Origin of the sequence: Streptomyces sp. NPDC047917 (genome assembly GCF_043204345.1) — a bacterium.
GTDB classification, from domain to species: domain Bacteria; phylum Actinomycetota; class Actinomycetes; order Streptomycetales; family Streptomycetaceae; genus Streptomyces; species Streptomyces sanglieri.
Map to the genome: position 1 here is coordinate 25,237 of NZ_JBIDCA010000018.1, position 25,636 is coordinate 50,872.

A 25,636-nucleotide genomic window follows, 5' to 3' on the forward strand; every position below is an offset into this window, starting at 1 on the left:
CCCGGCACCCGAACCGTCCCACGCGCCGGAGAGTCCGATGACCGATCTGAACCCCTTCATCGCGGGGCTGCCCAAGGCGGAACTGCATGTCCACCATGTCGGATCCGCCTCCCCCCGCATCGTCGCCGAGCTGGCCGCGCACCACCCCGACTCCAGGGTCCCCACCGACCCGGAGGCGCTCGCCGACTACTTCACCTTCACGGACTTCGGGCACTTCATCGAGGTGTACCTCTCCGTCGTGGACCTGATCCGCACCCCGGAGGACGTCCGCCTGCTGACCTTCGAGGTCGCCCGCGACATGGCGCGGCAGAACATCCGTTACGCGGAGCTGACGGTGACGCCGTACTCCTCGACCCGGCGCGGCATCCCCGAGCAGGCGTTCATGGAGGCGATAGAGGACGCCCGCAAGGCCGCCGAGGCCGAGCTGGGTGTCGTGCTGCGCTGGTGCTTCGACATTCCCGGCGAGGCCGGGCTGGTGTCCGCCGAGGAGACCGCCCGGCTCGCCGTGGACCTGCGGCCCGAGGGACTCGTCTCGTTCGGTCTCGGCGGACCGGAGGTCGGGGTGGAACGCCCTCAGTTCAAGCCCTACTTCGACCGGGCGATCGCCGCGGGCCTGCACTCCGTGCCGCACGCCGGGGAGACCACCGGGCCGCAGACCGTCTGGGACGCCCTGACCCACCTGCGCGCCGAGCGCATCGGCCACGGCACCAGCTCCGTCCAGGACCCGAAGCTGCTCGCCCACCTCGCCGAGCACCGCATCCCGCTGGAGGTCTGCCCGACCTCGAACATCGCGACCCGGGCCGTGGTGGACATCGAGCAGCACCCGGTCAGGGAGATGGTGGACGCCGGCGTCCTGGTCACCATCAACAGCGACGACCCGCCGATGTTCGGCACTGACCTCAACAACGAGTACGCGGTGGCCGCCCGCCTCCTCGCTCTGGACGAGCGGGGTCTCGCCGCGCTGGCGAAGAACGCCGTCGAGGCGTCGTACCTCGACGCGGCCGGCAAGCGGAGGCTGGCCGCCGAGATCGACACGTACACGGCCGACTGGCTGGGGCGCTCGGGCCGGTGACCCCGGTGGCCACAATGGCCCCATGGTCTCTTCAGTCACCGCCGTGGCCCACCGGGGCGATCCCTACCGTGTCCGCGAGAACACCCTGCCCTCGATCCGCTCCGCGCTCGGACGAGGGGCGGACGCGGTCGAGATCGATGTGCGGCTCACCCGCGACGGTGTGCCGGTCCTGCTGCACGACGCCACGCTGAAGCGGCTGTGGGGTCATGAGATGCGGCTGGACCGGCTGACCCACGCCGAGCTCACCGAACTGACCCGGGGCGGTGTCCCCACCCTGCGCGAGGCGCTGCTCGCCGCCGGGGCACACCGTGTGATGGTCGATCTGCCGGGCTCCACCGACGGTTCCGTGCCGAGGATCGTCGGGGCGGTGCGCGAGTGCGGGGCCGGTGAGCGGGTGTACTACTGCGCCGGTCCCGGGGCGATGCTCCGGGTACGGGCCGCCGACCCCGGCGCCGAGATCGCCATGACCTGGACGACTCTCGCACCGCCGCGCGCCGCGCTGCTCGACGCGGTGCGGCCGCGCTGGCTGAACTACCGGTTCGGTCTGGTGGGCCCGGAACTGACGGACCGGCTGCACCGCGACGGGCTGCTGGTCTCCGCCTGGACGGCCGACACCAGGCGGACCATGCGCCGCCTGGTCCGGCACGGCGTCGACTCGATCACCACCAACCGGGTCGACGTCCTGCACGACCTCATCGCCAACTCCCCGGCGCACAGAGATCGTTGACCGGTCCGGCATCATGGGCCACCCCGTCGTCCGTGACCCGGACCCGGCGCAGGAGGAGCAGCGACATGACCGATCCCCGCACCACCCCCGTCCCCGGGGGCGTACGTACCGACGTCGCCCACAACGCGCGGGTCTGGGACCACTGGCTGGGCGGCACGGACAACCACCCCGTGGACCGGGCGGTCGGCGACCGGATCACCGCCATGTACCCGAGCATCGGCGAAGTGGCCCGCGCCGACCGGGCGTTCCTGGGGCGGGCGGTGCGGTATCTGGCCGGTGAGGCGGGGATCCGGCAGTTCCTGGACATCGGCACCGGCCTGCCGAGCGCCGGCAACACCCACGAGGTCGCCGGGCGCACCGCGCCCGGCTGCCGCGTCGTGTACGTCGACAACGACCCCGCGGTGCTCGCGCTCTCCCGGACGCTGCTGGCCGGATCTCCGCGGGGCACGACCGAGTACGTCGACGCGGACGCCCGCGATCCCGAGCGGATCCTGCGGGCGTCCGCGTCCACGCTCGACCCGGAGCGGCCGGTCGCGGTCATGCTCCTGGGCATCCTGAACTTCGTCCTCGACACCGACGAGGCCCGGCGGATCGTGCGCACGCTGATGGACGCGCTGCCCTCCGGCAGCCATCTGGTGCTCACCCATCCCACACTGGAGCTGGGCGGCGAGGGCAACGAGGCGGCGATGCTGTTCTGGAACGAGAACGCCACCCCGCCGATCACCGCCCGCACCCGTGCCGAGTTCGCCGCGTTCCTGACCGGGCTCGATCCGGTGGCCCCGGGCATCGTGTCGTGCGCGCACTGGCGCGGCGAGCCCGGCGCGGTGCGGGTCGCGCAGTTCGGCGCAGTGGCGCGGAAGCCCTGAGGGCGCCGGTCCGATGCGCATACGGGACATCACCGCGAGAGTGCCGGGACTCGCCCCGGCGGTCGGCCCCCTCGGCGTGGACCTGCTCGTCGCTCTGCTGGTCCAGGCCGCCATGACCATGCCGTTCGTCGTCCCGCGCGCCCCGGAGCTGCCGGAGGCGACATGGACGTCGTACGGGCTGACCACCCTGACGGTGCTGCCGCTGGTGGCCCGCCGCCGGGCGCCGGTCACGGTCCTCATCGCGGTGCTGGCCGCCGGTGCCCTGTACACGTTCGCCGTCGACGGGCCGGGACAGCCGCTCCCGTACACCGGTCTCGTGGCGTTCTGCACGGTGGCGGAGCTCTCCCCGCCGCCGAAACGGATCGGGATCGCGGCGCTCACGGTGGCGGCGGTGCTGGTCTCGGTCGGGCTCGACGGCGAGGACATGCGGGAGCTGTTCTTCTCCCTGTTCGTGTTCGCGGCGGCGTACGCCTTCGGCCGGTTCACGGTGACGCGCAGGGCCTATCTGCGCGCGGTGGAGGACCGGGCCCGTCAGCTGGAGCTGACGCACCGGATCGAGGCCGAACAGGCGGCGGCCCGCGAGCGGGCCCGGATCGCCCGGGAGATGCACGACATCCTGTCCCACGCGGTGAGCCTGATGATCGTGCAGGCCGAGGCGGGGCCGGTGGCGGTCCGCACGGCGCCGGAGCGGGCCGAGGCGGCCTTCGACGCGATCTCCGAGGCGGGCCGGGACGCGATGGCGCAGCTGCGCCGGATGCTCGGCGTGCTGCGCGAGAACGAGGACGCGCCCCACGCGCCGCGGGAACCCCAGCCCTCGCTGGCCGGACTGCCGGGCCTCGTGGAGCGGGTGCGCGGCAGCGGTCCGGCGGTCTCGTACGAGGTCGTGGGCAGCCCCGGCCCGCCGGGTCCGGCGGTCGAGGCGACCGTCTACCGGATCGTGCAGGAAGCGCTGACGAACGTGGTCAGGCACGCGGACGCGAGCACGGTGGCCGTGCGGCTGGAGCACGGTCCCGAGGCGCTGACGCTCACCGTCACGGACGACGGGCGCGGGCCCGGGGGCGGCTCGGGGCTGGGGCTGATCGGCATCCGGGAGCGTGCCGCCGCGCACGGCGGCACGGCCGGGACCGGTGCCGGTCCGGGCGGACGGGGGTTCCGGGTCCGGGTGACGATCCCGCGGGCCCGGCCGGGGACGGAAGCAGCGACGGAGACGGGGCACAGGACAGAGGTGGGAAGTTGACGATCCGTGTGGTGGTGGCCGACGACCAGGAGCTGGTACGCAGCGGCTTCGCGATGATCCTGGACGCGCAGCCGGACATCGAGGTGGTGGCCGAGGCGGGTGACGGCCGGGCCGCGGTCGAAGCGGTACGGCGGCTGGCACCCGACGTGGCACTGCTCGACATCCGGATGCCCGGCACGGACGGCATCGAGGCCTGCCGCGCCATCAGCGCCGGGAGTGGCTGCCGGACGGTCATGCTGACCACCTTCGACTCCGACGAGTACGTCTACGAGGCGCTGCACGCGGGCGCGAGCGGCTTCCTACTCAAGGACGTCCGCCGCGACGACCTGGTGCACGCGGTACGGGTGGTGACCGCCGGGGACTCGTTGCTGGCTCCTTCGGTGGCGCGGCGGCTGATCGCCGAGTACACCTCGCGCCCGCCGGCCGCGGCCGTGGCACCGTCGGCGCGCCTGGACGTACTGACCGCGCGGGAGCGCGAAACGCTGCTGCACCTGGCCCGCGGGCTGTCGAACGCGGAGATAGCGGCGGCGCTGGTCGTCAGCGAGCACACGGTGAAGACCCATGTCGGCAATGTGCTGTCCAAGCTGGGGCTGCGCGACCGTATCCAGGCGGTGATCTGCGCGTACGAGTGCGGTGTCGTGACTCCCTCGCCGGCCGTGGCTCCTTCACCGGCCCCCGGCGTCGTAGCGGGCCCGGCCGCGGCTCCTTCTTCGGCCGCGGCGCGTGGCCGGCCGTGACTCCCCCGAGGGCCGTGGCTCCCTCGCCGGAGGGAGGTCCGGCGCCCGGCTCCCCCGCGCGGGGGAGCCGGTCTCCCTCCGGCAAACCCCCGGACGGGGGATCCGTCCTGGCGGTCCGGTCAACAGGATGGAGTCCGTAAGCAGTTGAGGATTCCACGCCGGGAGGCACCCGTCATGAACGTCCGCATGTCCAGCACCGCCCTCGCAGCCGCGCTCGTCCTCGGCCTCGTCACGGGCCCCGCCTCACCGGCCCTGGCGGCGGCCGGTACCGATGCCCCGGCGGCCGCAGGCCGGTTCACCCAGCGGGAAGCCACCGGGCAGGCCCCGGACGCCGAGGCCCTGCGCGCCGCGATCCGGGGGCTCCCGAGGGACGACGCCACGGCCGCGCTGGTGCGGGTCTCGGGCTCCGGGGGCGACTGGCGGGGCACCTCCGGCGTCCACGACCTGGCCTCCGGCCGGCCGGCGGACCCGGGCGGCCGCTTCCGGGCCGGCTCGGTGACCAAGGTCTTCACGGCGGCCGTCGTGCTGCAACTGGCCGGGGAGGGCAGGCTCGGCCTGGACCGCCCGGTCCGCCACTACCTGCCGGATCTGGTCCCGGCCGCGTACGAGGACGTCACGGTGCGCCAGTTGCTGAACCACACGAGCGGCATCCCGTCCGTCGGCTCCGGCGGCGGCCCGGACGACGCGTACGCGCACCGTTTCGACCTGCACGACCCGGTGCGGACCGTGCGCGACGCCACCTCCCGGAAGCCGGACTTCGTGCCCGGCACCCAGCAGCACTACGCCAACATCGGCTACACCGTGGCGGGCCTGCTGATCGAGCGGGTCACGGGCGACACGTACGCCTCGCAGGTCTCCCGGCGCGTCCTGGAGCCCCTGCACCTGAGGGACACGTACTTCCCCGGCACCGACCCGGCGATCCGCGGACCTCACAACCGCGGTTACCAGCTCTTCGGCACGGGCGAACTGCGTGATGTGACGGTGTGGGGGGCGACGGACGCCTGGGCCGCGGGAGACCTGATCTCGACCACCGCCGACCTGGAGCGTTTCACCCGGGCGCTGTTCGGCGGGCGGGTGGTGCGCGGTCCGCTGCTCCGGGAGATGTTCACGCTGCCCGACTCCTCGGTGCGTGAGTACGGCACGGGCGAGCCCGCCGCGTACAGCGCGGGTCTCTCGGTGATGCGGCTGGGCGGACGCGAGGTCTGGGGCAAGACGGGCGGCCGCTGGGGCTACAACACGGCCGTCGCGGCCACCCGTGATCTCTCCCGGACCCTCGTCTACAGCGTCAACTCGACGGACGCGAAGGGGGAAGGCATGAATCCCACGGCGCTGGACATAGTCGTGGCCGCCTTCGGCGCCCCGTCGGCCGGATGACTCAGAGCGCCGGCGCGGCCGTCGCGGCGGGCTCCGGCAGCGGTGTCCGCTCCAGCGCCTCCAGCCGCTTGATCATGCGGCGCACCACGAACAGCGGGAGCACCCCGAAGACCCCGAACGACATGTCGATGACGGACCACCAGAAGGGGATGCCGCGGACGGGCCCGCAGATCAGCGCGAGCGGGATGATCCCGGCGCAGGCGATCATGCCGAATTCGATGACCCAGATGTTGCGGACCGGGTCGCGGTAGGGGCCGTAGAAGGCGACCGCGATGACCAGGTGCGCGAAGGCCAGCCAGTCGGTGCCGTACAGCACGAAGGGGTACTTCGCGTCGGCCTCGTCGAGGCCGGTGCGGACCTTGGTGATCCACTCCATCAGTGCCGGGAAGTGCTCCGGAACGGGAGAGGCCGAGGACCTCAGCAGGTCCTCGGCCCAGTGGAGTTCGTGGACGAGTGGAAAGGCGGTCAGCCCGCTCAGCACCAGACAGACGATAAACACGACCAACCACACGCGTATGCGCCTCAGCACGGCTCTTCGCTCGCTCATGTCCGCAGCGTACGCCCGGGTTTACCGGCCCTTTACGCCACCCCTGGCTGCCCCTCGGCACGTCTCCGGCACGGCTCACATCCCGACGATGGCGTTCCACTTCTTCGCGAACTCGGTGCGCTCCTCGGAGGTGACGTCGCGGGCGATCGCGAGCCGCTTGCGCATCGCGTCGTCGGGGAAGATCAGCGGGTCCTCTGCGAGTGCCGCGGTCTCCTCGTCCTTGGACGAGGCCAGCACCTCGCGGGCGGCCGGGACGGGGCAGACGTAGTTGACCCAGGTCGCCAGCTCGGCGGCGACCTCCGGCTCGTAGTAGTAGTCGATGAGCCGCTCCGCGTTGCGCTTGTGGCGTGCGAGGTTGGGGATCATCATCGATTCCGACCAGAGCTCGGCTCCCTCCTCGGGGACCACGAACTCGATCTCCGGGTTGTCGGCCTGGAGCTGGATGACGTCGCCGGAGTAGGCCTGGCAGGCGAGCACATCGCCGGTGGACAGGTCCTTGATGTAGTCGTTGCCGGTGAAGCGGCGGATGTGCCGTTTCTTCACCAGCTTCTCGACCTGGTCGCACACCCGGTGGAAGTCGTCCGCCCGCCAGCGGGTGACGTCGACGCCGTTGCCCTGCATCAGCAGGGCGAAGGACTCGTCGAGCCCGGACATCAGTGTCACCTTGCCGCGCAGGTCGTCCGCCCACAGATCGCTCAGGTGCTTGATCTCGCGGCCGAGCTTCTTGCGGTTGTAGGCGATGCCGGTGATCCCGGACTGCCAGGGAACGCTGTGCAGCCGGCCCTTGTCGAAGGCGGGCGAGCGCAGCTGCGGATCCAGGTACTTGGCGACGTTCGGCTGCTTGGCCCGGTCCATCTCCTGTACCCAGCCCAGCCGTACGAACCGGGCGGACATCCAGTCGCTGATGACGATCAGGTCCCGGCCGGTCTGCTGGTGGTTCATCAGCGCCGGGCTGATCTTCCCGAAGAACTCGTCGTTGTCGTTGATCTCCTCGGTGTACGTGACGGAGATCCCGGTCCGCCGCCCGAAGGCGTCGAGGGTGGGCCGCTTCGACTCGTCCTCGTCGTCGGTGTCGATGTACAGGGGCCAGTTCGCGAAGTGCAGGGCGTGATCGTTCGCCGAGGTGTCGCGCCCGGCGCGGTCACCGGGCTCCACGTAGGCGGCGGGCACTCCACAGCCGGCCAGCGTGACACCGGCCGCCGTGGCTCCGAAGGCGCGCAGCAGGGACCGGCGGGACATGGGGTTCTTCGGGGTTGCTCGCACCTGCGCAGGATGCCGGTCGCCCGGCGGCGCGGACAATGGACCAACCGTCCAGCGGCACCCGTTCCGTCCGCACACCCTGTCGATACCGGGAACGGGCCGGCACCCGGGCGGGCCGGCACCAGGGCGTCTTCGCCCGGCCGCGCAAGGGGTGGTGCGCGGAGTCCGGGGAACGGGCCGGCGCCCGGGAACGGGCACGGCCCCGGGCGGGGAGCCCGGGGCCGTGGCCTGCCTGCTGACGGGATATCAGCCGTCGAGCGAGGTCATGACGTGCTTGATGCGGGTGTAGTCCTCGAAGCCGTAGGCGGAGAGGTCCTTGCCGTAGCCGGACTTCTTGAAGCCGCCGTGCGGCATCTCGGCGACGAGCGGGATGTGGGTGTTGATCCACACACAGCCGAAGTCGAGGTTCTTGGACATCCGCATGGCGCGGGAGTGGTCCTTGGTCCACACCGAGGAGGCCAGAGCGTACTCGACGCCGTTGGCGTACTCCACGGCCTGGGCCTCGTCGGTGAACTTCTGGACGGTGATGACCGGGCCGAAGACCTCGTTCTGGACGATCTCGTCGTCCTGCTTGAGGCCGGAGACGACGGTCGGGGCGTAGAAGTAGCCCTTGTCGCCGACCCGGTGGCCGCCCGCCTCGACCTTGGCGTGGGCGGGGAGCCGCTCGATGAAGCCGCTGACCTGCTTCAGCTGGTTGGCGTTGTTGAGCGGGCCGTAGAGCACGTCCTCGTCGTCCGGCTGCCCCGTCTTGGTGTCGGCGGCTGCCTTGGCGAGCGCGGTGACGAACTCGTCGTGGATGGACTCGTGGACCAGGACGCGGGTCGCGGCGGTGCAGTCCTGGCCGGCGTTGAAGTAGCCCGCGACGGAGATGCCCTCGACGGCCTTGGCGATGTCGGTGTCCTCGAACACGACGACCGGGGCCTTGCCGCCGAGCTCCAGGTGGACCCGCTTGACGTCCTTGGAGGCGGACTCGGCGACCTGCATGCCGGCCCGGACCGAGCCGGTGATGGAGGCCATCGCCGGGGTCGGGTGCTCTACCATCGCGCGGCCGGTGTCGCGGTCGCCGCAGATGACGTTGAAGACGCCCTTGGGCAGGATCTGGCCGATGATCTCGGCGATCAGCACGGTCGACGCCGGGGTGGTGTCGGACGGCTTGATGACGACGGTGTTGCCCGCGGCGAGCGCCGGGGCGAACTTCCAGACGGCCATCATCATTGGGTAGTTCCACGGCGCGACCTGCGCGCAGACGCCGACCGGCTCACGCCGGACGATGGAGGTCAGGCCCTCCATGTACTCGCCTGCCGAGCGGCCTTCGAGCAGCCGTGCCGCACCCGCGAAGAAGCGGATCTGGTCCACCATCGGCGGGACCTCTTCGGTACGGGTCAGTTCGAGCGGCTTGCCCGTGTTCTCCGACTCGGCGGCGATGAGGTCCTCGGCGCGCTCCTCGAAGGCGTCCGCGATCTTCAGCAGGGCCTTCTGGCGCTCGGCGGGCGTGGCGTCGCGCCAGGCGGGGAAAGCGGCCGCGGCGGCGTCCATCGCGGCATCGACATCGGCCTGCCCGGAGAGCGGCGAGGTCGCGTAGACCTCTTCCGTGACCGGGTTGATCACATCGATGGTCCGCCCGTCAGCGGCGTCCCGGAATTCTCCGTTGATGTAGTTGCGCAGACGGCGCACCTCGGTGGTCACAACCACCCCTCCTGTCGACACGTCCAATGGGTGAGATGCCCAGGGTAGTCGCTCGGGTGTCGCTTTCGACATGCCCAACCGCCGTGAACTTCGGATTCAGTTAGATCTGCACCCTCAAACAACGAATTTCATTGATCTGGGGTTGCCAGACAGACGAGTCCCGGTGCAGAGTGGATGCGTGGCCAGTCGCAGCGCAGACTCCAGGACCGGGAACGGATCGTCACCAGCGGTCGATGCCGTCTCCCTCGCAATCATCGAGCAGCTCCAGGAGGACGGACGCCGTCCGTACGCCGCGATCGGCAAGGCCGTCGGCCTCTCCGAGGCGGCCGTGCGACAGCGCGTCCAGAAGCTTCTCGATCAGGGCGTGATGCAGATCGTCGCCGTCACCGATCCCCTCACCGTGGGGTTCAGGCGGCAGGCGATGGTGGGGATCAACGTCGAGGGCGACCTCGACCCCGTCGCCGAGGCGCTGTCGGCCATGGCCGAGTGCGAGTACGTGGTGATGACCGCGGGCTCCTTCGACCTGATGGTGGAGATCGTCTGCGAGGACGACGACCACCTGCTGGAAACGATCAACAAACGCATCCGGGCCCTCCCCGGCGTGCGCTCCACCGAGAGCTTCGTGTACCTGAAGCTCAAGAAGCAGACCTACATGTGGGGAACCCGATAGCCGTGAGCAAGGACCTCAGCCGAACCGCGTACGACCACCTGTGGATGCACTTCACCCGCATGTCGGACTACGAGACCGCGCCCGTTCCCACCATCGTGCGTGGCGAGGGCACCTACATCTTCGACGACCAGGGCAAGCGTTACCTGGACGGCCTGTCCGGCCTGTTCGTGGTCAACGCCGGTCACGGCCGTCACGAGCTCGCCGAGGCGGCGTACAAGCAGGGCCAGGAGCTGGGCTTCTTCCCGGTGTGGTCCTACGCCCACCCGAAGGCCGTCGAGCTGGCCGAGCGCCTCGCCGACTACGCGCCGGGCGACCTCAACAAGGTCTTCTTCACCACCGGTGGCGGCGAGGCCGTCGAGACCGCCTGGAAGCTGGCCAAGCAGTACTTCAAGCTCCAGGGCAAGCCGACCAAGTACAAGGTCATCTCGCGTGCGGTCGCCTACCACGGCACCCCGCAGGGCGCCCTGTCCATCACCGGCCTGCCGGCCCTGAAGGCCCCCTTCGAGCCGCTGGTCCCCGGCGCGCACAAGGTGCCGAACACCAACATCTACCGCGCCCCGATCCACGGTGACGACCCCGAGGCCTTCGGCCGCTGGGCCGCCGACCAGATCGAGCAGGAGATCCTCTTCGAGGGCCCGGAGACCGTCGCCGCGGTCTTCCTGGAGCCGGTTCAGAACGCCGGTGGCTGCTTCCCGCCGCCGCCCGGCTACTTCCAGCGCGTGCGCGAGATCTGCGACAAGTACGACGTGCTGCTCGTCTCCGACGAGGTCATCTGCGCCTTCGGCCGTCTCGGCACGATGTTCGCCTGCGACAAGTTCGGCTACGTGCCGGACATGATCACCTGCGCCAAGGGCATGACCTCGGGCTACTCCCCGATCGGTGCCTGCATCGTCTCGGACCGCATCGCCGCGCCGTTCTACGAGGGTGACAACACCTTCCTGCACGGCTACACCTTCGGTGGCCACCCGGTCTCCGCGGCGGTCGGCCTCGCCAACCTCGACATCTTCGAGCGCGAGGGCCTCAACCAGCACGTCCTGGACAACGAGAACGCCTTCTTCACGACGCTGCAGAAGCTGCTCGACCTGCCGATCGTCGGCGACGTCCGCGGCAACGGCTTCTTCTACGGCATCGAGCTGGTGAAGGACAAGGCCACCAAGGAGACCTTCACCGACGAGGAGACCGAGCGCGTCCTGTACGGCTTCCTCTCCAAGGCGCTGTACGACAACGGCCTGTACTGCCGGGCCGACGACCGCGGCGACCCGGTCGTCCAGCTCGCGCCGCCGCTGGTCTCCGACCAGTCGACGTTCGACGAGATCGAGGGCATCCTGCGCACCGTCCTCACGGAGGCGTGGACCAAGCTCTGACCGGCGTGACGGCCGGCCGGCCGACCACGGACCGGCCGCCGGCCGGACGGCCCCGTCGCTTGACCATCGCTTGACCACTGTTCGACCGGCTTCCAGCCGTCATCCTCATACGGTCCACACGGCCCGGATGCGCCCATTCGAGTGGGAAGGGGCGCATCCGGGCCGTGTGCTGTGCGCTCACCGCGGTTCGAATCCCTACGGTGCCGAGTGACCGATCGGCCCTGGCTTCGTTCCCCCGTGCAGGGGACGGGAATTACGATCTGAACCGAGGTGTACGCCATGGTGGCCCCGCCGGACAACGACGTGATCTGGGCGCGCTCCCTGCACCATTCCCACAACGGCTCCCCCGCGCTCGGCGGCGTCTCCCTGGGCGTCCGCGACGGAGAGATCCTCGCCGTGACCGGCCCCCGGGGCTGCGGCAAGACCACCCTGCTGCACTGCCTGTCCGGCCAGTTGGTGCCCGAGCAGGGCGAGGTGTGGTTCAACAGCGTCCCCGTCCACACCATGGGCCCCCGGCTGCGTGAACGGCTGCGCCGCGACCGGTTCGGCTGGATCGCACCCGAGCCCCAGCTGGTACCCGAGCTGAACACCTGGGAGAACACCGCCCTTCCGCTGCTGCTGCGCGGCGCCTCGCACCGGGAGGCGAAGAAGACCGCCCTGGAGTGGCTGGAGCGGCTCGACATCGGCACCTGCGCCAGGCAGCGACCGCACACCCTGCTCCAGGGACAGCGCCAGCGGATCGCCGTGGCCCGCGCCCTGGCGGGCGCCCCCACGGTGATCTTCGCCGACGAGCCGACCGCGACCCTGCACCGCAGCGACCGGACGCATGTGCTGCGCACCCTCACCAGCGCGGCCCGTTCGCACGGCATCACGATCGTGCTCGCCACCCACGACGCGGAGATCGCCGCCCTGGCCGACCGCACGGTCCCGCTGCTGGACGGCCGCCGCGTCGCCACCGTCGCCCTGCCCGCCGTGTCCGATACGGAGGGCCGCGCGGCGTGCTCGCTCTCCGTCTAGCCCGGGGTTCCCATCCGCTGGTCCTGCTGCGGCGGCTGCTGGTCGCCGCCGCCTCCGCCGGCGTCGGCTTCCTGCTGCTGTGCGCCCTCGGTTACGCCTCGGGGCATCCGGCGCACTCCGCCGGGGCCGTGCTGCGCCTGCTGTGGTGCATCGTGCCGTTCGCCGCCACCGTCCAGTTCGCGGTCGCGGTCGCGCGCACCGACCCGAGCACCCGGCCACGCTCCGGGCTGTCCGCCGTGGGCCTCGGGCCGGTCCGGCTCGCGGTGCTCGCCGCGGTCTCCACCGCCGTCTCCTGCACCCTCGGCTCGATGGTGGCGCTGCTGTTCTACCTGCATCTGCGCGGTGACCTGTCCGGGCTGCCGTTCGACGGCGCGGCCGCCGGACTGCTCGACGCCGAGGCCCCGCTGCCGCTCGCCGCCGCGATGGTGCTGCTGGCCCTGGTCCCGGTGGCCGCGGCGACGGCGAGCGCGCTCGCGCTGCGCGCCGAGCCGGCGGCCACGGCGGCCCCGGCGGACTCGGAGGTCCTGACGGAGCCGGAGGCGCCCGGTCCCGCGGCACCGCCCACGGGACTGCCGTGGGGCGTGGCACTGACCGCGGCTGGCCTCGCCATCGAGGCGTACATGAGCCGGGGCGACGGCCGCAGCCTGCTCCCGCTGCCCGGCAGGCTCGACGCCACCCCGGCCGGAGTGCTGGCGGGATGGACGCTGACCGCGGCCGGGCTGGCCGTGGCGGGCCCGGGGCTGGCCCATCTGTGCGGGCGGCTGCTCCAGGCGGCGCGCCCCGGCGCCGTACGGCTGCTGGCCGGCCGGGTGCTGATGGACGAGTCGCGGCGGATCGGCCGCCCGCTCGGTGTGGTCTGCGCGGTACTGGCCGCGGCGGTCGCCGCCTACGCCCTGTACGGGACGGCGACCCGCCCGCTCGGCCCGCTGACGGTGCTGGGCGCAGTCCTCGTGCTCGGCTGCACGACGGCGACGCTGCTGACCTCGGCGCTGGAGGCCAGGCAGGCCCGTGAGCAGACGGCGCAGGCCCTGCTGCGGCTCGGCGCCCCGGTGTCGGCGCTGCGGGCCGCGACGGCCCTGCGCGCCGCCGCGCTGCTGATCGTCTTCGCCCCGCTGACCTGGCTGATCGCGGAGCTGGCCGCGCTGCCGCTGACGGTCTGAGGCCGCGCGCCGCGGGCCGGGCACCCGCACCCGGCTACGTAGCATGACAGCGTGGACAATCCGGACGAAACCAGTCCCCCGCCCGGCCCCGAGATCGACTCGCTCCCCGCATTCGACGCGGCGGTCGTCTCGGGGGGCGCTGGCCGGGCACCGGGTGCAGTCCGTCGACCTGACGGACCGCGGCGCCGCGCTGCTGGCCGCCGACACGGCCGGCGCCGTCTTCCTCGGTTGCCGGATGGAGCCGCGGGCGGCGGCGAAGGTGCGGGCCGACGGCGCGTTCGTCTTCCCGCCGGTGCCGGGGCTCCCCTTCGATCCGTACCGCGGCCTGCTCTACACCCCCGACGCTCTCTACGAGGGGCTGGCGGACGGCGGCTACGCGGCGACGCCCGACGCCCGCGCGTACCGCTGGTTCCGGCGGACCCGGGCGAACGGCGACAACTTCGCCTCGATGCTCCGGGCGCTGCACGACGACGCGGTCTCCGACGCGCTGGACGAGTACCTCGCCGGCGCCGCCGTGGTCGGGGTGATGGGCGGCCACGCGACGGCCCGCGGCAGCGCCCCGTACACGGCCGCGGCCCGGCTGGGACGGACCCTGGCCAGGAACGGTCTGACGGTGGCCACCGGTGGCGGGCCGGGCGCGATGGAGGCCGCGAACCTCGGGGCGTACCTGGCGCCGCATCCCGATGCCGTGCTGGACGAGGCCTGCGCGCTGCTGGCCGCGGCCCCCTCGTTCACCCCGTCGGTCACCGACTGGGCACTGGCCGCCTTCGACGTGCGCCGGCGCCGGCCGGGCGGTGGCGGCTCCGTCTCGATCCCCACCTGGTTCTACGGGCACGAGCCGCCGAACCCCTTCGCGGAACGCATCGCCAAGTACTTCGCCAACGCGCTGCGCGAGGACGGACTGCTCAGCCGCTCCACGGCGGGCGTGATCTTCCTGCCCGGCGCGGCCGGCACCGTACAGGAGATCTTCGACAACGCGACGCCGAACTACTACGGCTCGCTCGGCGCTCCGACCCCGATGGTGCTGGTGGGCCGCGCCCACTGGACGCGCGCCCTGCCCGCCTGGCCGCTGCTGCGCGCGCTGGCCGCAGGCCGGGCGATGGAGCCCCGGATCGCGCTCGTGGACACGGTGGACGAGGCCCCGGGGGCGCTGGCCCGGCTGTCGGCGAGGCCGTAGGCCGGGCTGTCGGCGAGGCGCCGTAGGCCGGGCTCAGAAGGACGCGAGCCGGGTCACGAGCGCGTCGAAGAAGGCCTCCCAGCCGTCCTCGGCGGCCGCGTACTGCTCGGCCGTGAGGTTGCCGCCGCGCTGCTGGAAGACCATCTCGGTGGTCCCGCCGCGGCGCTCGGTGAAGGTGGCGGTGACGGTCTCGCCCTCGGCGCCGGCGGGCGCGGAGGCGTCCTTCAGGCTGAACACCAGCTTCTCGGGGGCCACCACCTCCCGGTAGACCCCGTGGAACGGCATCTCGGTGCCCGGCACCACGATGACCAGACTCCAGGCTCCGCCCGGCCTGACGTCCATCGACACCCGGTCCAGCGGCACCTCGGCGTCGCCGCCGTACCAGGCCGCGAAGTGCTCGGGCGTCGTCCAGGCCGCGAAGACCTTCTCCGGCGGGGCGTCGAGGATGCGGGTGATGTCGATGCCCTCGCGTGCTGACTCGGTCATGTCCCTGTCCTTCCCGGAGTCTTCCGGATCCGCTGCACGGCCCCGGGGCCGTCCGCGAGGACGTTCCAGGGGGTCCCCAGGGGCGGTCGGCGCCGCGCTCCGGGGCCATCCGGCAATCCTCCGGCCGATGGGCGGCTCCCGCGACCGGTGGGCGCCGGCCCCGGACCGCTCACCCGGGGCGGAGGTCGGGGCGGACGGTCAGGGACAGGCAGTCAGGGGCGGGCGGGCAGAACCACGGTCTCGGCCGCGTCGAAGCCGGCCCCGACCGTCGCACCCTCCTCGGGGACGTCCCGCAGCGCGCACTCCGCCTCCAGCTCCGGGCCGTCCCGAGGCACCAGCCGCACGGCGACGTGATCGCCCCGGAACGTACGCGTCCCCACCACACAGCGCAGCCCCTGGTCCGGGGCGCCGATCCGGACCCCGGCAGGGCGCACCAGCAGATCGCACGCCCCCTGCGGTGAGCCCCCGGGCACCGGCACCTCGCCCCACACCGTGTCGGCGACGGTGCCGCTCACCGTCGCCCCGACCACGTTGTCGAAGCCGAGGAACCGTGCGACGAAGGCGGAGGCGGGCCGCTGCCAGACCTCCAGCGGGGTGCCGACCTGGGCGATCCGGCCGTCCCGCATCACCACCACCCGGTCGGCCAGCGCGAACGCCTCGCCCTGGTCGTGGGTGACGGCGAGCACCGTGGTGCCCAGGCGGCCGAAGAGCGTGCGCAGTTCGACGACGAGCCGCTCGCGCAGCCCGCGGTCGAGCTGACCGAGCGGCTCGTCCAGCATCAGCAGCTTGGGGCTCGGGGCGAGGGCCCGGGCGAGGGCGACGCGCTGCTGCTCACCGCCGGACAGGGCGGCGACGGCGCGGCGTTCGGCGCCGGGCAGGCCCACCAGGTCGAGGAGTTCGCCGACCCTGTGCTCCTGGTCGCGGCGCGACACCCCGCGCATCCGCAGCCCGAAGGCCACGTTGGCGCCGACATCGCGGTGCGGGAAGAGCTGGTGGTCCTGGAACATCAGGCCGAGTCCGCGCCGGTGCACCGGCACGCCGGCCTGGTCCGCGCCGTCCAGCAGCACCCGGCCGCCGTCCGGCGGGTGCAGTCCGGCGACCACCCGCAGCAGGGTGGACTTGCCGCTTCCGCTCGGTCCGAGCACACACACGATCTCGTGCTCGGCGACCTTCAGGTCCACCGCGTCGAGCGCCGCCCGCTCGCCGAAGCGAACCGTGGCCGATTCCAGTGTCAGCATTTCTAGAACTCCCCGGACCGGTCCGTGCGGATACGTTCGAGCAGCAGCAGCGAGACGGCACAGACCACCATCAGGATGGTGCTCAGGGCCATCGCCTGGCCGTAGTTGAGCTCCCCGGCCCGCCCCAGCAGCCGGGCCACGGCGACCGGCAGCGTCGGGCGGTCGGGCCGGGCGATGAACACCGTCGCGCCGAACTCACCGAGCGAGACGGCGAACGCGAAACCGGCCGCGACCAGCAACGCCCGCCGCACCAGCGGCAGATCGACCTCCCGCCAGGCCCGCAGCGGCGAGGCGCCGAGCACCGCGGCCGCTTCCCTGAGCCGCCCGTCCACCGCGCGCAGGACGGGCAGCATGGTCCGTACGACGAAGGGCACACCGACCAGCGCCTGGGCGAGCGGCACCAGGATCCAGGAGGTCCGCAGGTCCAGCGGCGGCTTGTCCAGGGTGATCAGGAAGCCGAAGCCGACGGTGACCGCGGACACCCCGAGCGGCAGCATCAGCAGCACGTCGAAACCGCGCACCAGCCGGCCGGCGCGCCGGGTCAGCGCCGCGGCGGCGAGCCCGCCGATGACCAGTGCGATGACCGTCGCGACCAGCGCGTACTGCAGGGAGTTCCAGATCGCTTCGAGCGGCGCGACCAGGAACGTACCGCCGCCCGCGTCCACGGATCCCAGCGCACGGTAGAAGTCGAGGCCGTGGCCGCCGGTGGTGTCCAGGGAGCGCTCGACCAGTACCCCGAGCGGCAGCAGGATCAGCAGCAGCACCGTCAGCAGCACCCCGCCGAGCAGCGCCCACTGCCCGGCGCCGCGCGGCCTGCGGGCGGTCTGCGCGGGATCGACCAGCTTCAGCGCGGTCTCCCTGCGCCGTACGGTCCAGGCGTGCACGGCGAGGATCGCGCCGACTGCCGCGAACTGCACCAGCGTCAGCACGGCGGCCGTCGGCAGGGCGAGCAACTGCGCGGTCTGCCGGTAGATCTCCACTTCGAGGGTGGCGTAACCGGGACCGCCGAGGATCTGCACGACCCCGAAGGAGGTGAAGGTGAAGAGGAAGACCATCAGCGCGGCAGCGGCCACAGCGGGTGCCAGGGCCGGCAGGGTGACCCGCCGCCAGGCGGCGAACCGTCCCGCGCCGAGCACCCTGGCGGCCTCCTCCTGCCGGGGGTCGAGCTGGGACCACAGGCCGCCGACCGTCCGGACGACCACCGCGTAGTTGAAGAAGACATGGGCGAGCAGGATCGCCCAGACCGTGGTGTCGAGCCGTACGCCCCAGAGTTCGTCGAGGAAGCCACCGCGTCCCAGCAGCGCCAGGAAGGCCGTCCCGACGACCACGGTCGGCAGGACGAACGGCACCGTGACGACCGCCCGCAGCAGTTGCTTGCCGGGGAAGTCGAAGCGGGCGAAGACATACGCTCCGGGCAGCGCGATCAGCAGGGTCAGCGCGGTCGAGGCGAGCGCCTGCCAGGTGGTGAACCAGAGGACCTCGCGGATGTCCGGCCGGGCCAGCACCTCGCCGATCCGGCCGAACTGCCAGACGCCGTCCACCTTCAGGCCGCGGCCGACGATCGCGGCGACCGGGTAGGCGAAGAACAGCGCGAAGAACGCGACGGGCACGGCCATCAGGCCGAGCCGCACCGCGCTCCCGCGCCGGGCCTTCGCACGGGCGGGCCCCGCCGCGCGGGTGCGCCTTCCCGGGCCATCCGTCCCGCCGGTCCCGCCCGTCCCGCCCGCGTCCGTTCCGCGTACGGGGCTCTTGGCTACTTCACTACGAGCGAGGACCACGACTGGACCCACTGCTCACGGTTCTTGGCGATCTTCTCCGGGGCCACGGTCGCCGGCCCGTCCACCGTCGCACCGAACTTGGTGAAGAGCTCCGGCAGCGCCGCGTCCTTGACGACCGGGTTGACGAACATGTTGAGCGGCATGTCCTCCTGGAACTTCTTGCTGATCAGGAAGTCCAGCAGGGCCTTGCCACCCGCCTCGTTCTTCGCGCCGTTCAGCAGACCGGCGAACTCGATCTGCCGGAAGCAGGTCCCGGTGGCGACGCCGGTCGGGGCCTGCGCCGGCTGCGGCTTCGCGTACAGCACCTCGACGGGCGGGCTGGAGGCGTACGAGACGACGAGCGGCCGGTCCGCCTTGGCCTTCTTCCCGCCGGCCGATCCGGAGAACTCCTCGTTGTACGCCTGCTCCCAGCCGTCGACGACCTTGACGCCGTTGCGCTCCAGCTTCTTCCAGTAGTCCTGATAGCCGTTCTCGCCGTAAGTGGCGACGGTGCCGAGGAGGAAGCCGAGGCCGGGCGACGAGGTCCCGGCGTTCTCGGTGACGAGCAGGTCCTTGTACGCGGGCTTCGCCAGGTCGTCGAAGGACTGCGGCGGCGCGAGCTTCTTGTCCGCGAAGTACTTCTTGTCGTAGTTCACGCAGATGTCGCCGGTGTCGACCGGGGTGACCCGGTGCTTGTCGGCGTCCAGCCGGGTGTCCGCCGCGACCCGGTCGATGCCCTTCGCCCGGTACGGCGTGAAGAGCCCGCTGTCGAGGGCACGGGAGAGCAGGGTGTTGTCGACGCCGAAGAACACGTCGCCGCGGGGGGAGCCCTTGGTCAGGATCTCCTGGTTGAGCGCGACCCCCGCGTCGCCGCTCTTGAGCACCTTGACGGTGTAGCCGGTCTCCTCGGTGAACTCCTTCAGCACGTCCTTGGAGGCATTGAAGGAGTCGTGGCTGACGAGGGTCACGGTCTTGGAGCCCGAGCCCTTCGTGCCGCCGGAACCGGCCGAGTCGTCGGAGCTTCCGCAGCCGGCGAGTGCGGTGACGCCGAGCGCGGCGGCGACGGCCGACGCCGCGAGCTGCCTGGTCCTGCGCGTGGTGGTCATTGTGGATTCCTCCTGGGTTTTGGCCAGGAAGAGACGCGGCCCTGCCCGCGGAAAGCGGGCAGGGCGCAACAGCATGAGTTGATGACCGAACTTCCTACCCGGAATGACCCGGGCGAGGTTCAGAGGGTCTGCGGCCGACCTGTCCTCGGTGCCGCACTCTCAGCGCTGTGGCGCTCCCCTGTCGGAATATGAAGTTGATTTCAGGCCCAGATTACACGGGCCACTTCCGGCTCAGCGCTCGGCTGCCGCCAGCTGCCCGCAGGCCCCGTCGATCTCCTGACCGCGGGTGTCCCGCACGGTGACCGGCACCCCGTGGGCGGCGATCGCCTCGACGAACGCCTTCTCGTCCTCGGGCCGCGAGGCGGTCCACTTGGAACCGGGTGTGGGGTTCAGCGGGATCAGGTTGACGTGCACCCGCTTGCCCTTGAGGAGCCGGCCGAGCCGGTCGCCGCGCCACGCCTGGTCGTTGATGTCGCGGATCAGCGCGTACTCGATGGAGATGCGACGGCCGGACTTCTCCGCGTACTCCCACGCGGCGTCCAGCACCTCGCCGACCTTCCAGCGCGTGTTCACGGGTACGAGGGTGTCGCGCAGCTCGTCGTCCGGCGCGTGCAGCGAGACGGCGAGGCGGCACTTGAAGCCCTCGTCCGCGAAGCGGAGCATCGCCGGCACCAGACCCACGGTGGAGACGGTGATCCCGCGCTGCGAGAGCCCCAGCCCGTCCGGCTCCGGGTCGGTCAGCCGGCGGATCGCGCCGACCACCCGGTTGTAGTTGGCGAGCGGCTCGCCCATGCCCATGAAGACGATGTTGGAGAGCCGCGCCGGACCGCCGGGGACCTCTCCGTCGCGCAGCGCCCGCATGCCGTCCACGATCTGGTGGACGATCTCGGCGGTCGACAGATTGCGGTCGAGTCCGGCCTGTCCCGTGGCGCAGAACGGGCAGTTCATCCCGCAGCCGGCCTGCGAGGAGATGCACATCGTGACCCGCTCCGGGTAGCGCATCAGGACGGACTCGACGAGCGTCCCGTCGTGCAGCTTCCACAGGGTCTTGCGGGTGGTGTCGTCGTCGCAGCTGATGTGGCGGACCACCGACATCAGGTCGGGGAACATCGCCTCGGCGAGCTTGGCCCGCGATCCGGCCGGGATGTTGGTCCACTCCGCCGGGTCGGGCGCGTACCGCGCGAAGTAGTGCTGCGAGAGCTGCTGGGCGCGGAACGGCTTCTCGCCGATCGCGGCGACGGCTTCCTTGCGCTCGGCGGGCGTGAGGTCGGCGAGATGCCGCGGCGGCTTCTTGGCTCCGCGGGGCGCGACGAAAGTGAGTTCTCCGGGCTTAGGCATGGTTCTTCCAGTGTCGCAGACAGAACAGTGAGGGCCCGCCGTCCTGTGGACAGCGGGCCCTCACTCGTAAAGTCCCAGCTCAGGACCCTGTTCTCAGGTGGAGCCGACGAACAGCACCAGCAGCAGCCAGACCACCGGGGCGGTCGGCAGCAGCGAGTCGAGCCGGTCCATGATGCCGCCGTGCCCCGGCAGCAGCGTGCCCATGTCCTTGATCCCGAGGTCCCGCTTGATCATCGACTCGCCCAGGTCCCCGAGGGTGGCGCTGGCCGCGACCGCGAGCCCGAGCAGCAGCCCCTGCCACCAGGAGCCGCCGTCGATCAGGAACTGCATGCACAGCGCGCCGGCGACCATCGCGAAGGCGACGGCCCCGAACAGGCCCTCCCGGGTCTTTCCGGGACTGATGCGCGGTGCCAGCTTGTGCTTCCCGAACCGCCAGCCGACGGCGTACGCACCCGTGTCGCTGACCACGGTCAGCAGCAGGAAGGTGAGCACCCGCTGCGGCCCGTCGTCGGCGGTCAGGAGCATGGCGACGAACGTGGCGAGGAACGGCACGTAGAACACCGCGAACACACCGGCCGTGACGTCCTTGAGGTAGCCCTCGGGCGGTTCGGTCATCCGCCAGACGAGCACCGCCAGCGCGGTCAGCGCCGTCGCCGCCCAGGCGCCTTCGGCACCCCGGACGTAACCGGCGACGACCATCGCCGCGCCGCCCACCGCCAGCGGGACGAGCGGTGCCTTGATGCCCTTGCGCTCCTGGAGCCGCGAGGTGAGCTCCCAGAGGCCCACGACGACGGCCACGACGATCACGCCGACGAAGACGGCCTTGACGATGAACAGCGAGGCGACGATGACGGCGCCGAGCCCCACACCGACCCCTATGGCGGCTCGCAGATCACGGCCCGCACGTTTCTTCTGCGGGGGCGGCGGCGCGGTGGACATGGGCTCCTGCGGCTTCTCGTCACGGAACAGGGGGCCGCCGCTCAGGCGTCCGGCCCCCTGGTCCCGGTCATCACGGTCGTCAGCGTCTCTGCCTGCGTCGTCTCTACCTGCGTCGGGAACGTCCGGCACGATGGGCATGGGCCGAGTCTGCTGGGCGTCATACACATCGTATGCAGGACCCGCCGGGGCCGCCTGCATCTCGGGCGCACCCCAGCGACCGGCTCCCTGCGGGGCGCCCCAGGAAGAGTCGTTCATCAGACTTCGAGCAGCTCGGCTTCCTTGTGCTTCAGCAGCTCGTCGACCTGCGCGACGTACTTCGCGGTGGTGTCGTCGAGCTCCTTCTCGGCGCGGCGCACCTCGTCCTCGCCCGACTCCTTGTCCTTGACCAGCTTGTCGAGGGTCTCCTTGGCCTTGCGGCGCACCGCGCGGATGGAGATCTTGGAGTCCTCGGCCTTGCTCTTGGCCACCTTGATGTAGTCGCGGCGGCGCTCCTCGGTGAGCTCCGGGAAGGTCACCCGGATGATATTGCCGTCGTTGCTCGGGTTGACGCCGAGGTCCGAGTCGCGGATGGCCTGCTCGATGTTGCGCAGCGCGGTCTTGTCGAACGGCGTCACGACGGCCATGCGCGGCTCGGGCACCGAGAACGAGGCGAGCTGGTTGATCGGGGTCAGCGCGCCGTAGTAGTCGGCGACGATCTTGTTGAACATCGCCGGGTGCGCACGGCCGGTACGGATCGCGGCGAAGTCCTCTTTCGCGACGACTACGGCCTTCTCCATCTTCTCCTCGGCCTCGAGGAGGGTTTCTTCGATCACCACGTGCTCCTGCGTGTCTTGAGTGGCCCGTCGTGCCGGGGCCCGGCGGGTCCTGCGTCGCGTCCTCACCTGCACGGTGTCCGACCGGCAGGCCGTTGTCCATCCTTCGGGGCCGGTCCCGGGGTTCCCCCGGGGGCCCGGACCTCCCCGTCGTACTCCGGGAAGGTCCCCCGGTTCTCAGGCCCGGGTGCTCCGGTCACTCACGAGCGTGCCGATCTTCTCACCCTTGACCGCGCGGGCGATATTGCCGGTCGCGGTCAGCTCGAAGACGAGGATCGGAAGGTCGTTGTCGCGGCAGAGCGTGATGGCGGTGGCGTCGGCGACCTTGAGATCGCGGGCGAGAACCTCGCTGTACTCGAGCGCGTCGAACTTCACCGCGTCGGGGTTGCTCTTCGGGTCGGAGTCGTAGACCCCGTCCACCCCGTTCTTGCCCATCAGGAGAGCTTCGGCGTCGATCTCCAGGGCGCGCTGGGCGGCAGTGGTGTCGGTGGAGAAGTACGGCATCCCCATGCCGGCGCCGAAGATGACGACGCGGCCCTTCTCCAGGTGGCGCACGGCGCGCAGCGGGATGTACGGCTCCGCGACCTGCCCCATGGTGATGGCGGTCTGGACGCGGGAGTCGATGCCTTCCTTCTCCAGGAAGTCCTGGAGCGCCAGGCAGTTCATGACCGTGCCGAGCATGCCCATGTAGTCGGACCGGGCCCGGTCCATGCCGCGCTGCTGGAGCTCGGCGCCGCGGAAGAAATTGCCGCCGCCGATGACGATCGCGATTTCCGCGCCGTCACGGACGACCGCCGCGATTTCGCGGGCGATGGCGTGTACGACGTCGGGGTCGACACCGAGACCCCCGCCGCCGGCGAACGCCTCTCCGGACAGCTTCAGCATGAAGCGTCCGGCCACCTTGCCGTCGTCGCGCTTGTGGTCACCTTTTGCGGCGTCCGCGCCCTTGTTCATGGAGATTCTCCTCGTGCACATACGAAGAAGGCCATTGCCGGTGGGTCTGGTGTCCCTCAGCGGCAATGGCCTCCTCGTCAGATCTGCGGTCGTACGGCGTGAGTGCGGCCGACGACTGCACTAGACCCTATCGGGGTCCACCGTGTTTCGCGGACGGACTCAGATGCCGACCTTGATGCGCGAGAAGCGCTTCAGGGTGACACCGGCCTCGTCCAGGACCTTCTGGACGGACTTCTTGTTGTCCAGCGCGTACGGCTGGCCGAGGAGGGTGGCCTCCTTGAAGAAGCCGTTGACGCGACCCTCGACGATCTTCGGGAGAGCGGCCTCGGGCTTGCCCTCGGCGCGCGTGGTCTCCTCGGCGACGCGGCGCTCGGCCTCGACGACCTCGGCCGGGACGTCCTCGCGGGACAGGTACTTCGGGGCGAACGCGGCGATGTGCTGCGCGATGCCCTTGGCCAGCTCGGCGTCGGCCTTGTCCAGCTCGACCAGGACACCGATCTGCGGCGGCAGGTCGGGCATGGTGCGGTGCATGTACGCGGAGACGAACGCGCCGGAGAACTGCGCGAAGCGGTCCAGGACGATCTTCTCGCCGAGGTTGGCGTTGGCCTCGTCGACGTACGCCTGGACGGTCTTGCCGGCCTCGATCTCGGAGGCGAGCAGCGCCTGGATGTCGGCCGGGGAGGTGGCGGCGACGTGGGCGGCGAGGGTGTTCGCGACGTCCTGGAACTTCTCGCCCTTGGCGACGAAGTCCGTCTCGCACTTCAGCTCCAGCAGAACGCCGGACGTCTGGTCCTCGGAGATGACGGAGACGACGGCACCGTTCTCGGCAGAGCGGCCCTCGCGCTTGGCGACGCCCTTCTGACCCTTGATACGGAGCGCCTCGACGGCCTTGTCGACGTTGCCGTCGGCCTCGTCGAGGGCCTTCTTGCAGTCCATCATGCCGGCGCCGGTCAGCTCGCGGAGCTTCTTGACGTCAGCGGCGGTGTAGTTCGCCATGAGTCTGTATTTCTCTCTCGAAGTCTGAAAGATCTACGGGTGAACGGCGGGGGCGGTGCTTGTGGCACCGGCCCCCGCCGTCGTCAGCCGTGACGGGTGTCAGGCCTGCTCGGCGTCCGCGGCCGGGGCCTCGGCAGCGGGGGCCTCGGCAGCGGCCTCGGCGGCGGGGGCCTCGGCAGCCTCGGCGTCCGCGACCTTCTCGGTCTCGGCGGAGGTCTGGACCTCGGCGTCGGCCTTCTTGTCGCCCTCGAGCAGGTCGCGCTCCCACTCGGCGAGCGGCTCGCCGGCGGCCTTCTCGCCCGGCTTCGAGTCACCGGTGGCGGCACCGGAACGGGCGATGAGGCCCTCGGCGACGGCGTCGGCGATCACACGGGTGAGCAGGGTGACGGAGCGGATCGCGTCGTCGTTGCCCGGAATCTTGTAGTCGACCTCGTCGGGGTCGCAGTTGGTGTCGAGGATCGCGACGACCGGGATGTGGAGCTTGCGCGCCTCACCGACGGCGATGTGCTCCTTCTTGGTGTCGACGATCCAGACGGCGCTCGGCACCTTCTGCATCTCGCGGATACCACCGAGGGTCTTCTCCAGCTTGGCCTTCTCGCGGGAGAGAACCAGGAGCTCCTTCTTGGTGAGGCCGGAGGCGGCCACGTCCTCGAAGTCGATGAGCTCAAGCTCCTTCAGACGCTGAAGGCGCTTGTAGACGGTGGAGAAGTTGGTGAGCATGCCGCCGAGCCAACGCTGGTTGACGTACGGCATGCCGACGCGCGTCGCCTGCTCGGCGATGGCCTCCTGGGCCTGCTTCTTCGTACCCACGAACATGATGGAGCCGCCGTGGGCGACGGTCTCCTTGACGAACTCGTAGGCGCGGTCGATGTACGACAGCGACTGGAGCAGGTCGATGATGTAGATGCCGTTGCGCTCGGTGAAGATGAAGCGCTTCATCTTCGGGTTCCAGCGACGGGTCTGGTGACCGAAGTGGACGCCGCTTTCCAGCAGCTCCCGCATCGTGACGACGGCCATGGCCGTACTCCTTGAGGTGCTCGGTTGTCGCGACCGCAGGATTGCTGTCGCGCCTGACGCCCCGACGCGCCGTGCCACGAGGGACCGAGGAGCGCGGCC

Annotated in this window: 23 protein-coding genes, 1 pseudogene and 1 riboswitch; of the genes and pseudogenes, 11 read left to right on the plus strand and 13 right to left on the minus strand. The window is 71.1% G+C overall.

The genetic code is table 11. From position 1 onward, the window contains the following. The first annotated feature begins 37 nt into the window (after window positions 1-37). The 6 genes from ACGF8B_RS35830 to ACGF8B_RS35855 all read left to right on the plus strand — a co-directional run bounded on the left by ACGF8B_RS35830 (window position 38) and on the right by ACGF8B_RS35855 (window position 6,013). Entirely contained in the window at window positions 38-1,072 is a 1,035-nt protein-coding gene (locus ACGF8B_RS35830; RefSeq protein WP_392746498.1) for an adenosine deaminase, read from the plus strand. Between the two features lie 22 nt (window positions 1,073-1,094). Beyond that, on the plus strand, window positions 1,095-1,799 hold the full coding sequence (locus ACGF8B_RS35835) for a glycerophosphodiester phosphodiesterase (RefSeq protein ID WP_392746500.1): 705 nt from the start codon (window positions 1,095-1,097) through the stop codon (window positions 1,797-1,799). Window positions 1,800-1,864: 65 nt separating this feature from the next. After that, window positions 1,865-2,665: an SAM-dependent methyltransferase gene (locus ACGF8B_RS35840; protein WP_392746501.1), complete on the plus strand. Its 801-nt coding sequence runs from the start codon at window positions 1,865-1,867 to the stop codon at window positions 2,663-2,665. Between the two features lie 13 nt (window positions 2,666-2,678). Beyond that, window positions 2,679-3,902 (plus strand): sensor histidine kinase, encoded by a 1,224-nt coding sequence (locus ACGF8B_RS35845; RefSeq protein ID WP_392746503.1) that lies wholly within the window; start codon window positions 2,679-2,681, stop codon window positions 3,900-3,902. After that, entirely contained in the window at window positions 3,899-4,639 is a 741-nt protein-coding gene (locus ACGF8B_RS35850) for a response regulator (protein WP_392746504.1), read from the plus strand. The genes ACGF8B_RS35845 and ACGF8B_RS35850 overlap by 4 nt, the downstream gene beginning before the upstream one ends. 186 nt (window positions 4,640-4,825) lie before the next feature. Next, window positions 4,826-6,013: a serine hydrolase domain-containing protein gene (locus tag ACGF8B_RS35855; RefSeq protein ID WP_392746505.1), complete on the plus strand. Its 1,188-nt coding sequence runs from the start codon at window positions 4,826-4,828 to the stop codon at window positions 6,011-6,013. Between the two features lies 1 nt (window position 6,014). Here ACGF8B_RS35855 and ACGF8B_RS35860 read toward each other — a convergent pair whose 3' ends face one another. The 3 genes from ACGF8B_RS35860 to ACGF8B_RS35870 form a co-directional block, all read right to left on the minus strand. Next, complete coding sequence (locus ACGF8B_RS35860; RefSeq protein WP_392746507.1) at window positions 6,015-6,560, minus strand: hypothetical protein; 546 nt, start codon at window positions 6,558-6,560, stop codon at window positions 6,015-6,017. A gap of 75 nt (window positions 6,561-6,635) precedes the next feature. Then, entirely contained in the window at window positions 6,636-7,799 is a 1,164-nt protein-coding gene (locus tag ACGF8B_RS35865) for a PotD/PotF family extracellular solute-binding protein (protein WP_392746691.1), read from the minus strand. 267 nt (window positions 7,800-8,066) lie between these two features. Continuing rightward, window positions 8,067-9,506, minus strand: a complete 1,440-nt coding sequence (locus ACGF8B_RS35870; RefSeq protein ID WP_392746509.1) for a gamma-aminobutyraldehyde dehydrogenase — start codon at window positions 9,504-9,506, stop codon at window positions 8,067-8,069. A gap of 178 nt (window positions 9,507-9,684) precedes the next feature. Here ACGF8B_RS35870 and ACGF8B_RS35875 point away from each other — a divergent pair, with 178 nt between their 5' ends. From ACGF8B_RS35875 to ACGF8B_RS35895, 5 genes and pseudogenes are all read left to right on the plus strand, one after another. Further along, window positions 9,685-10,176, plus strand: coding sequence for an Lrp/AsnC family transcriptional regulator (locus ACGF8B_RS35875; RefSeq protein WP_176729251.1), 492 nt, complete (start codon window positions 9,685-9,687; stop codon window positions 10,174-10,176). Continuing rightward, window positions 10,161-11,540, plus strand: a complete 1,380-nt coding sequence (locus ACGF8B_RS35880) for an aspartate aminotransferase family protein (RefSeq protein ID WP_342284750.1) — start codon at window positions 10,161-10,163, stop codon at window positions 11,538-11,540. The genes ACGF8B_RS35875 and ACGF8B_RS35880 overlap by 16 nt, the downstream gene beginning before the upstream one ends. Before the next feature lie 279 nt (window positions 11,541-11,819). Beyond that, a complete protein-coding gene (locus ACGF8B_RS35885) occupies window positions 11,820-12,557 on the plus strand; it encodes an ATP-binding cassette domain-containing protein (RefSeq protein WP_342284751.1) in 738 nt (245 codons plus the stop codon). Further along, window positions 12,539-13,717, plus strand: a complete 1,179-nt coding sequence (locus ACGF8B_RS35890) for a hypothetical protein (protein WP_392746511.1) — start codon at window positions 12,539-12,541, stop codon at window positions 13,715-13,717. Before ACGF8B_RS35885 ends, ACGF8B_RS35890 begins: the two co-directional genes overlap by 19 nt. A gap of 51 nt (window positions 13,718-13,768) precedes the next feature. After that, window positions 13,769-14,894: pseudogene (locus ACGF8B_RS35895) on the plus strand (LOG family protein). 33 nt (window positions 14,895-14,927) lie between these two features. On the opposite strand, the gene ACGF8B_RS35900 reads toward ACGF8B_RS35895, so the two are convergent. The 10 genes from ACGF8B_RS35900 to rpsB all read right to left on the minus strand — a co-directional run bounded on the left by ACGF8B_RS35900 (window position 14,928) and on the right by rpsB (window position 25,537). Further along, complete coding sequence (locus tag ACGF8B_RS35900; protein WP_392746513.1) at window positions 14,928-15,380, minus strand: SRPBCC domain-containing protein; 453 nt, start codon at window positions 15,378-15,380, stop codon at window positions 14,928-14,930. A 212-nt stretch (window positions 15,381-15,592) separates the two neighbouring features. Continuing rightward, entirely contained in the window at window positions 15,593-16,618 is a 1,026-nt protein-coding gene (locus ACGF8B_RS35905) for an ABC transporter ATP-binding protein (protein ID WP_392746515.1), read from the minus strand. Window positions 16,619-16,620: 2 nt separating this feature from the next. After that, complete coding sequence (locus ACGF8B_RS35910; RefSeq protein ID WP_392746693.1) at window positions 16,621-18,234, minus strand: ABC transporter permease; 1,614 nt, start codon at window positions 18,232-18,234, stop codon at window positions 16,621-16,623. A 137-nt stretch (window positions 18,235-18,371) separates the two neighbouring features. Continuing rightward, window positions 18,372-19,481 carry a thiamine ABC transporter substrate binding subunit gene (locus ACGF8B_RS35915; protein ID WP_392746516.1) on the minus strand — a complete coding sequence of 370 codons (1,110 nt, stop codon included), beginning with the start codon at window positions 19,479-19,481 and terminating at the stop codon, window positions 18,372-18,374. 73 nt (window positions 19,482-19,554) lie between these two features. Then, a riboswitch (TPP riboswitch) is annotated at window positions 19,555-19,671 on the minus strand. A gap of 41 nt (window positions 19,672-19,712) precedes the next feature. Continuing rightward, window positions 19,713-20,819, minus strand: coding sequence for a 23S rRNA (adenine(2503)-C(2))-methyltransferase RlmN (gene rlmN / locus ACGF8B_RS35920; RefSeq protein WP_392746517.1), 1,107 nt, complete (start codon window positions 20,817-20,819; stop codon window positions 19,713-19,715). 93 nt (window positions 20,820-20,912) lie between these two features. After that, entirely contained in the window at window positions 20,913-22,013 is a 1,101-nt protein-coding gene (locus ACGF8B_RS35925; protein WP_392746519.1) for a phosphatidate cytidylyltransferase, read from the minus strand. Further along, entirely contained in the window at window positions 22,013-22,570 is a 558-nt protein-coding gene (gene frr / locus ACGF8B_RS35930; protein WP_093545310.1) for a ribosome recycling factor, read from the minus strand. The genes ACGF8B_RS35925 and frr overlap by 1 nt, the downstream gene beginning before the upstream one ends. Window positions 22,571-22,747: 177 nt before the next feature. Next, entirely contained in the window at window positions 22,748-23,524 is a 777-nt protein-coding gene (gene pyrH, locus ACGF8B_RS35935) for a UMP kinase (protein ID WP_342286669.1), read from the minus strand. Window positions 23,525-23,683: 159 nt separating this feature from the next. Continuing rightward, entirely contained in the window at window positions 23,684-24,520 is an 837-nt protein-coding gene (gene tsf / locus ACGF8B_RS35940; protein ID WP_266911582.1) for a translation elongation factor Ts, read from the minus strand. Between the two features lie 99 nt (window positions 24,521-24,619). Continuing rightward, a complete protein-coding gene (gene rpsB, locus ACGF8B_RS35945; RefSeq protein ID WP_093545017.1) occupies window positions 24,620-25,537 on the minus strand; it encodes a 30S ribosomal protein S2 in 918 nt (305 codons plus the stop codon). Between the last annotated feature and the right edge of the window lie 99 nt (window positions 25,538-25,636).

What these genes read in the sequence shown, in the direction of transcription:
- ACGF8B_RS35910 (WP_392746693.1), bottom strand. Translation starts at nt 18,234, where the DNA reads ATGGCCGTGCCCGTCGCGTTCTTCGCGCTGTTCTTCGCCTACCCGGTC.
- ACGF8B_RS35905 (WP_392746515.1), bottom strand. Translation starts at nt 16,618, where the DNA reads ATGCTGACACTGGAATCGGCCACGGTTCGCTTCGGCGAGCGGGCGGCG.
- tsf (WP_266911582.1), bottom strand. Translation starts at nt 24,520, where the DNA reads ATGGCGAACTACACCGCCGCTGACGTCAAGAAGCTCCGCGAGCTGACC.
- ACGF8B_RS35855 (WP_392746505.1), top strand. Translation starts at nt 4,826, where the DNA reads ATGTCCAGCACCGCCCTCGCAGCCGCGCTCGTCCTCGGCCTCGTCACG.
- ACGF8B_RS35865 (WP_392746691.1), bottom strand. Translation starts at nt 7,799, where the DNA reads ATGTCCCGCCGGTCCCTGCTGCGCGCCTTCGGAGCCACGGCGGCCGGT.
- ACGF8B_RS35835 (WP_392746500.1), top strand. Translation starts at nt 1,095, where the DNA reads ATGGTCTCTTCAGTCACCGCCGTGGCCCACCGGGGCGATCCCTACCGT.
- ACGF8B_RS35885 (WP_342284751.1), top strand. Translation starts at nt 11,820, where the DNA reads ATGGTGGCCCCGCCGGACAACGACGTGATCTGGGCGCGCTCCCTGCAC.
- rlmN (WP_392746517.1), bottom strand. Translation starts at nt 20,819, where the DNA reads ATGCCTAAGCCCGGAGAACTCACTTTCGTCGCGCCCCGCGGAGCCAAG.
- ACGF8B_RS35925 (WP_392746519.1), bottom strand. Translation starts at nt 22,013, where the DNA reads ATGAACGACTCTTCCTGGGGCGCCCCGCAGGGAGCCGGTCGCTGGGGT.
- ACGF8B_RS35840 (WP_392746501.1), top strand. Translation starts at nt 1,865, where the DNA reads ATGACCGATCCCCGCACCACCCCCGTCCCCGGGGGCGTACGTACCGAC.
- ACGF8B_RS35845 (WP_392746503.1), top strand. Translation starts at nt 2,679, where the DNA reads ATGCGCATACGGGACATCACCGCGAGAGTGCCGGGACTCGCCCCGGCG.
- ACGF8B_RS35900 (WP_392746513.1), bottom strand. Translation starts at nt 15,380, where the DNA reads ATGACCGAGTCAGCACGCGAGGGCATCGACATCACCCGCATCCTCGAC.
- pyrH (WP_342286669.1), bottom strand. Translation starts at nt 23,524, where the DNA reads ATGAACAAGGGCGCGGACGCCGCAAAAGGTGACCACAAGCGCGACGAC.
- ACGF8B_RS35860 (WP_392746507.1), bottom strand. Translation starts at nt 6,560, where the DNA reads ATGAGCGAGCGAAGAGCCGTGCTGAGGCGCATACGCGTGTGGTTGGTC.
- rpsB (WP_093545017.1), bottom strand. Translation starts at nt 25,537, where the DNA reads ATGGCCGTCGTCACGATGCGGGAGCTGCTGGAAAGCGGCGTCCACTTC.
- ACGF8B_RS35915 (WP_392746516.1), bottom strand. Translation starts at nt 19,481, where the DNA reads ATGACCACCACGCGCAGGACCAGGCAGCTCGCGGCGTCGGCCGTCGCC.
- ACGF8B_RS35830 (WP_392746498.1), top strand. Translation starts at nt 38, where the DNA reads ATGACCGATCTGAACCCCTTCATCGCGGGGCTGCCCAAGGCGGAACTG.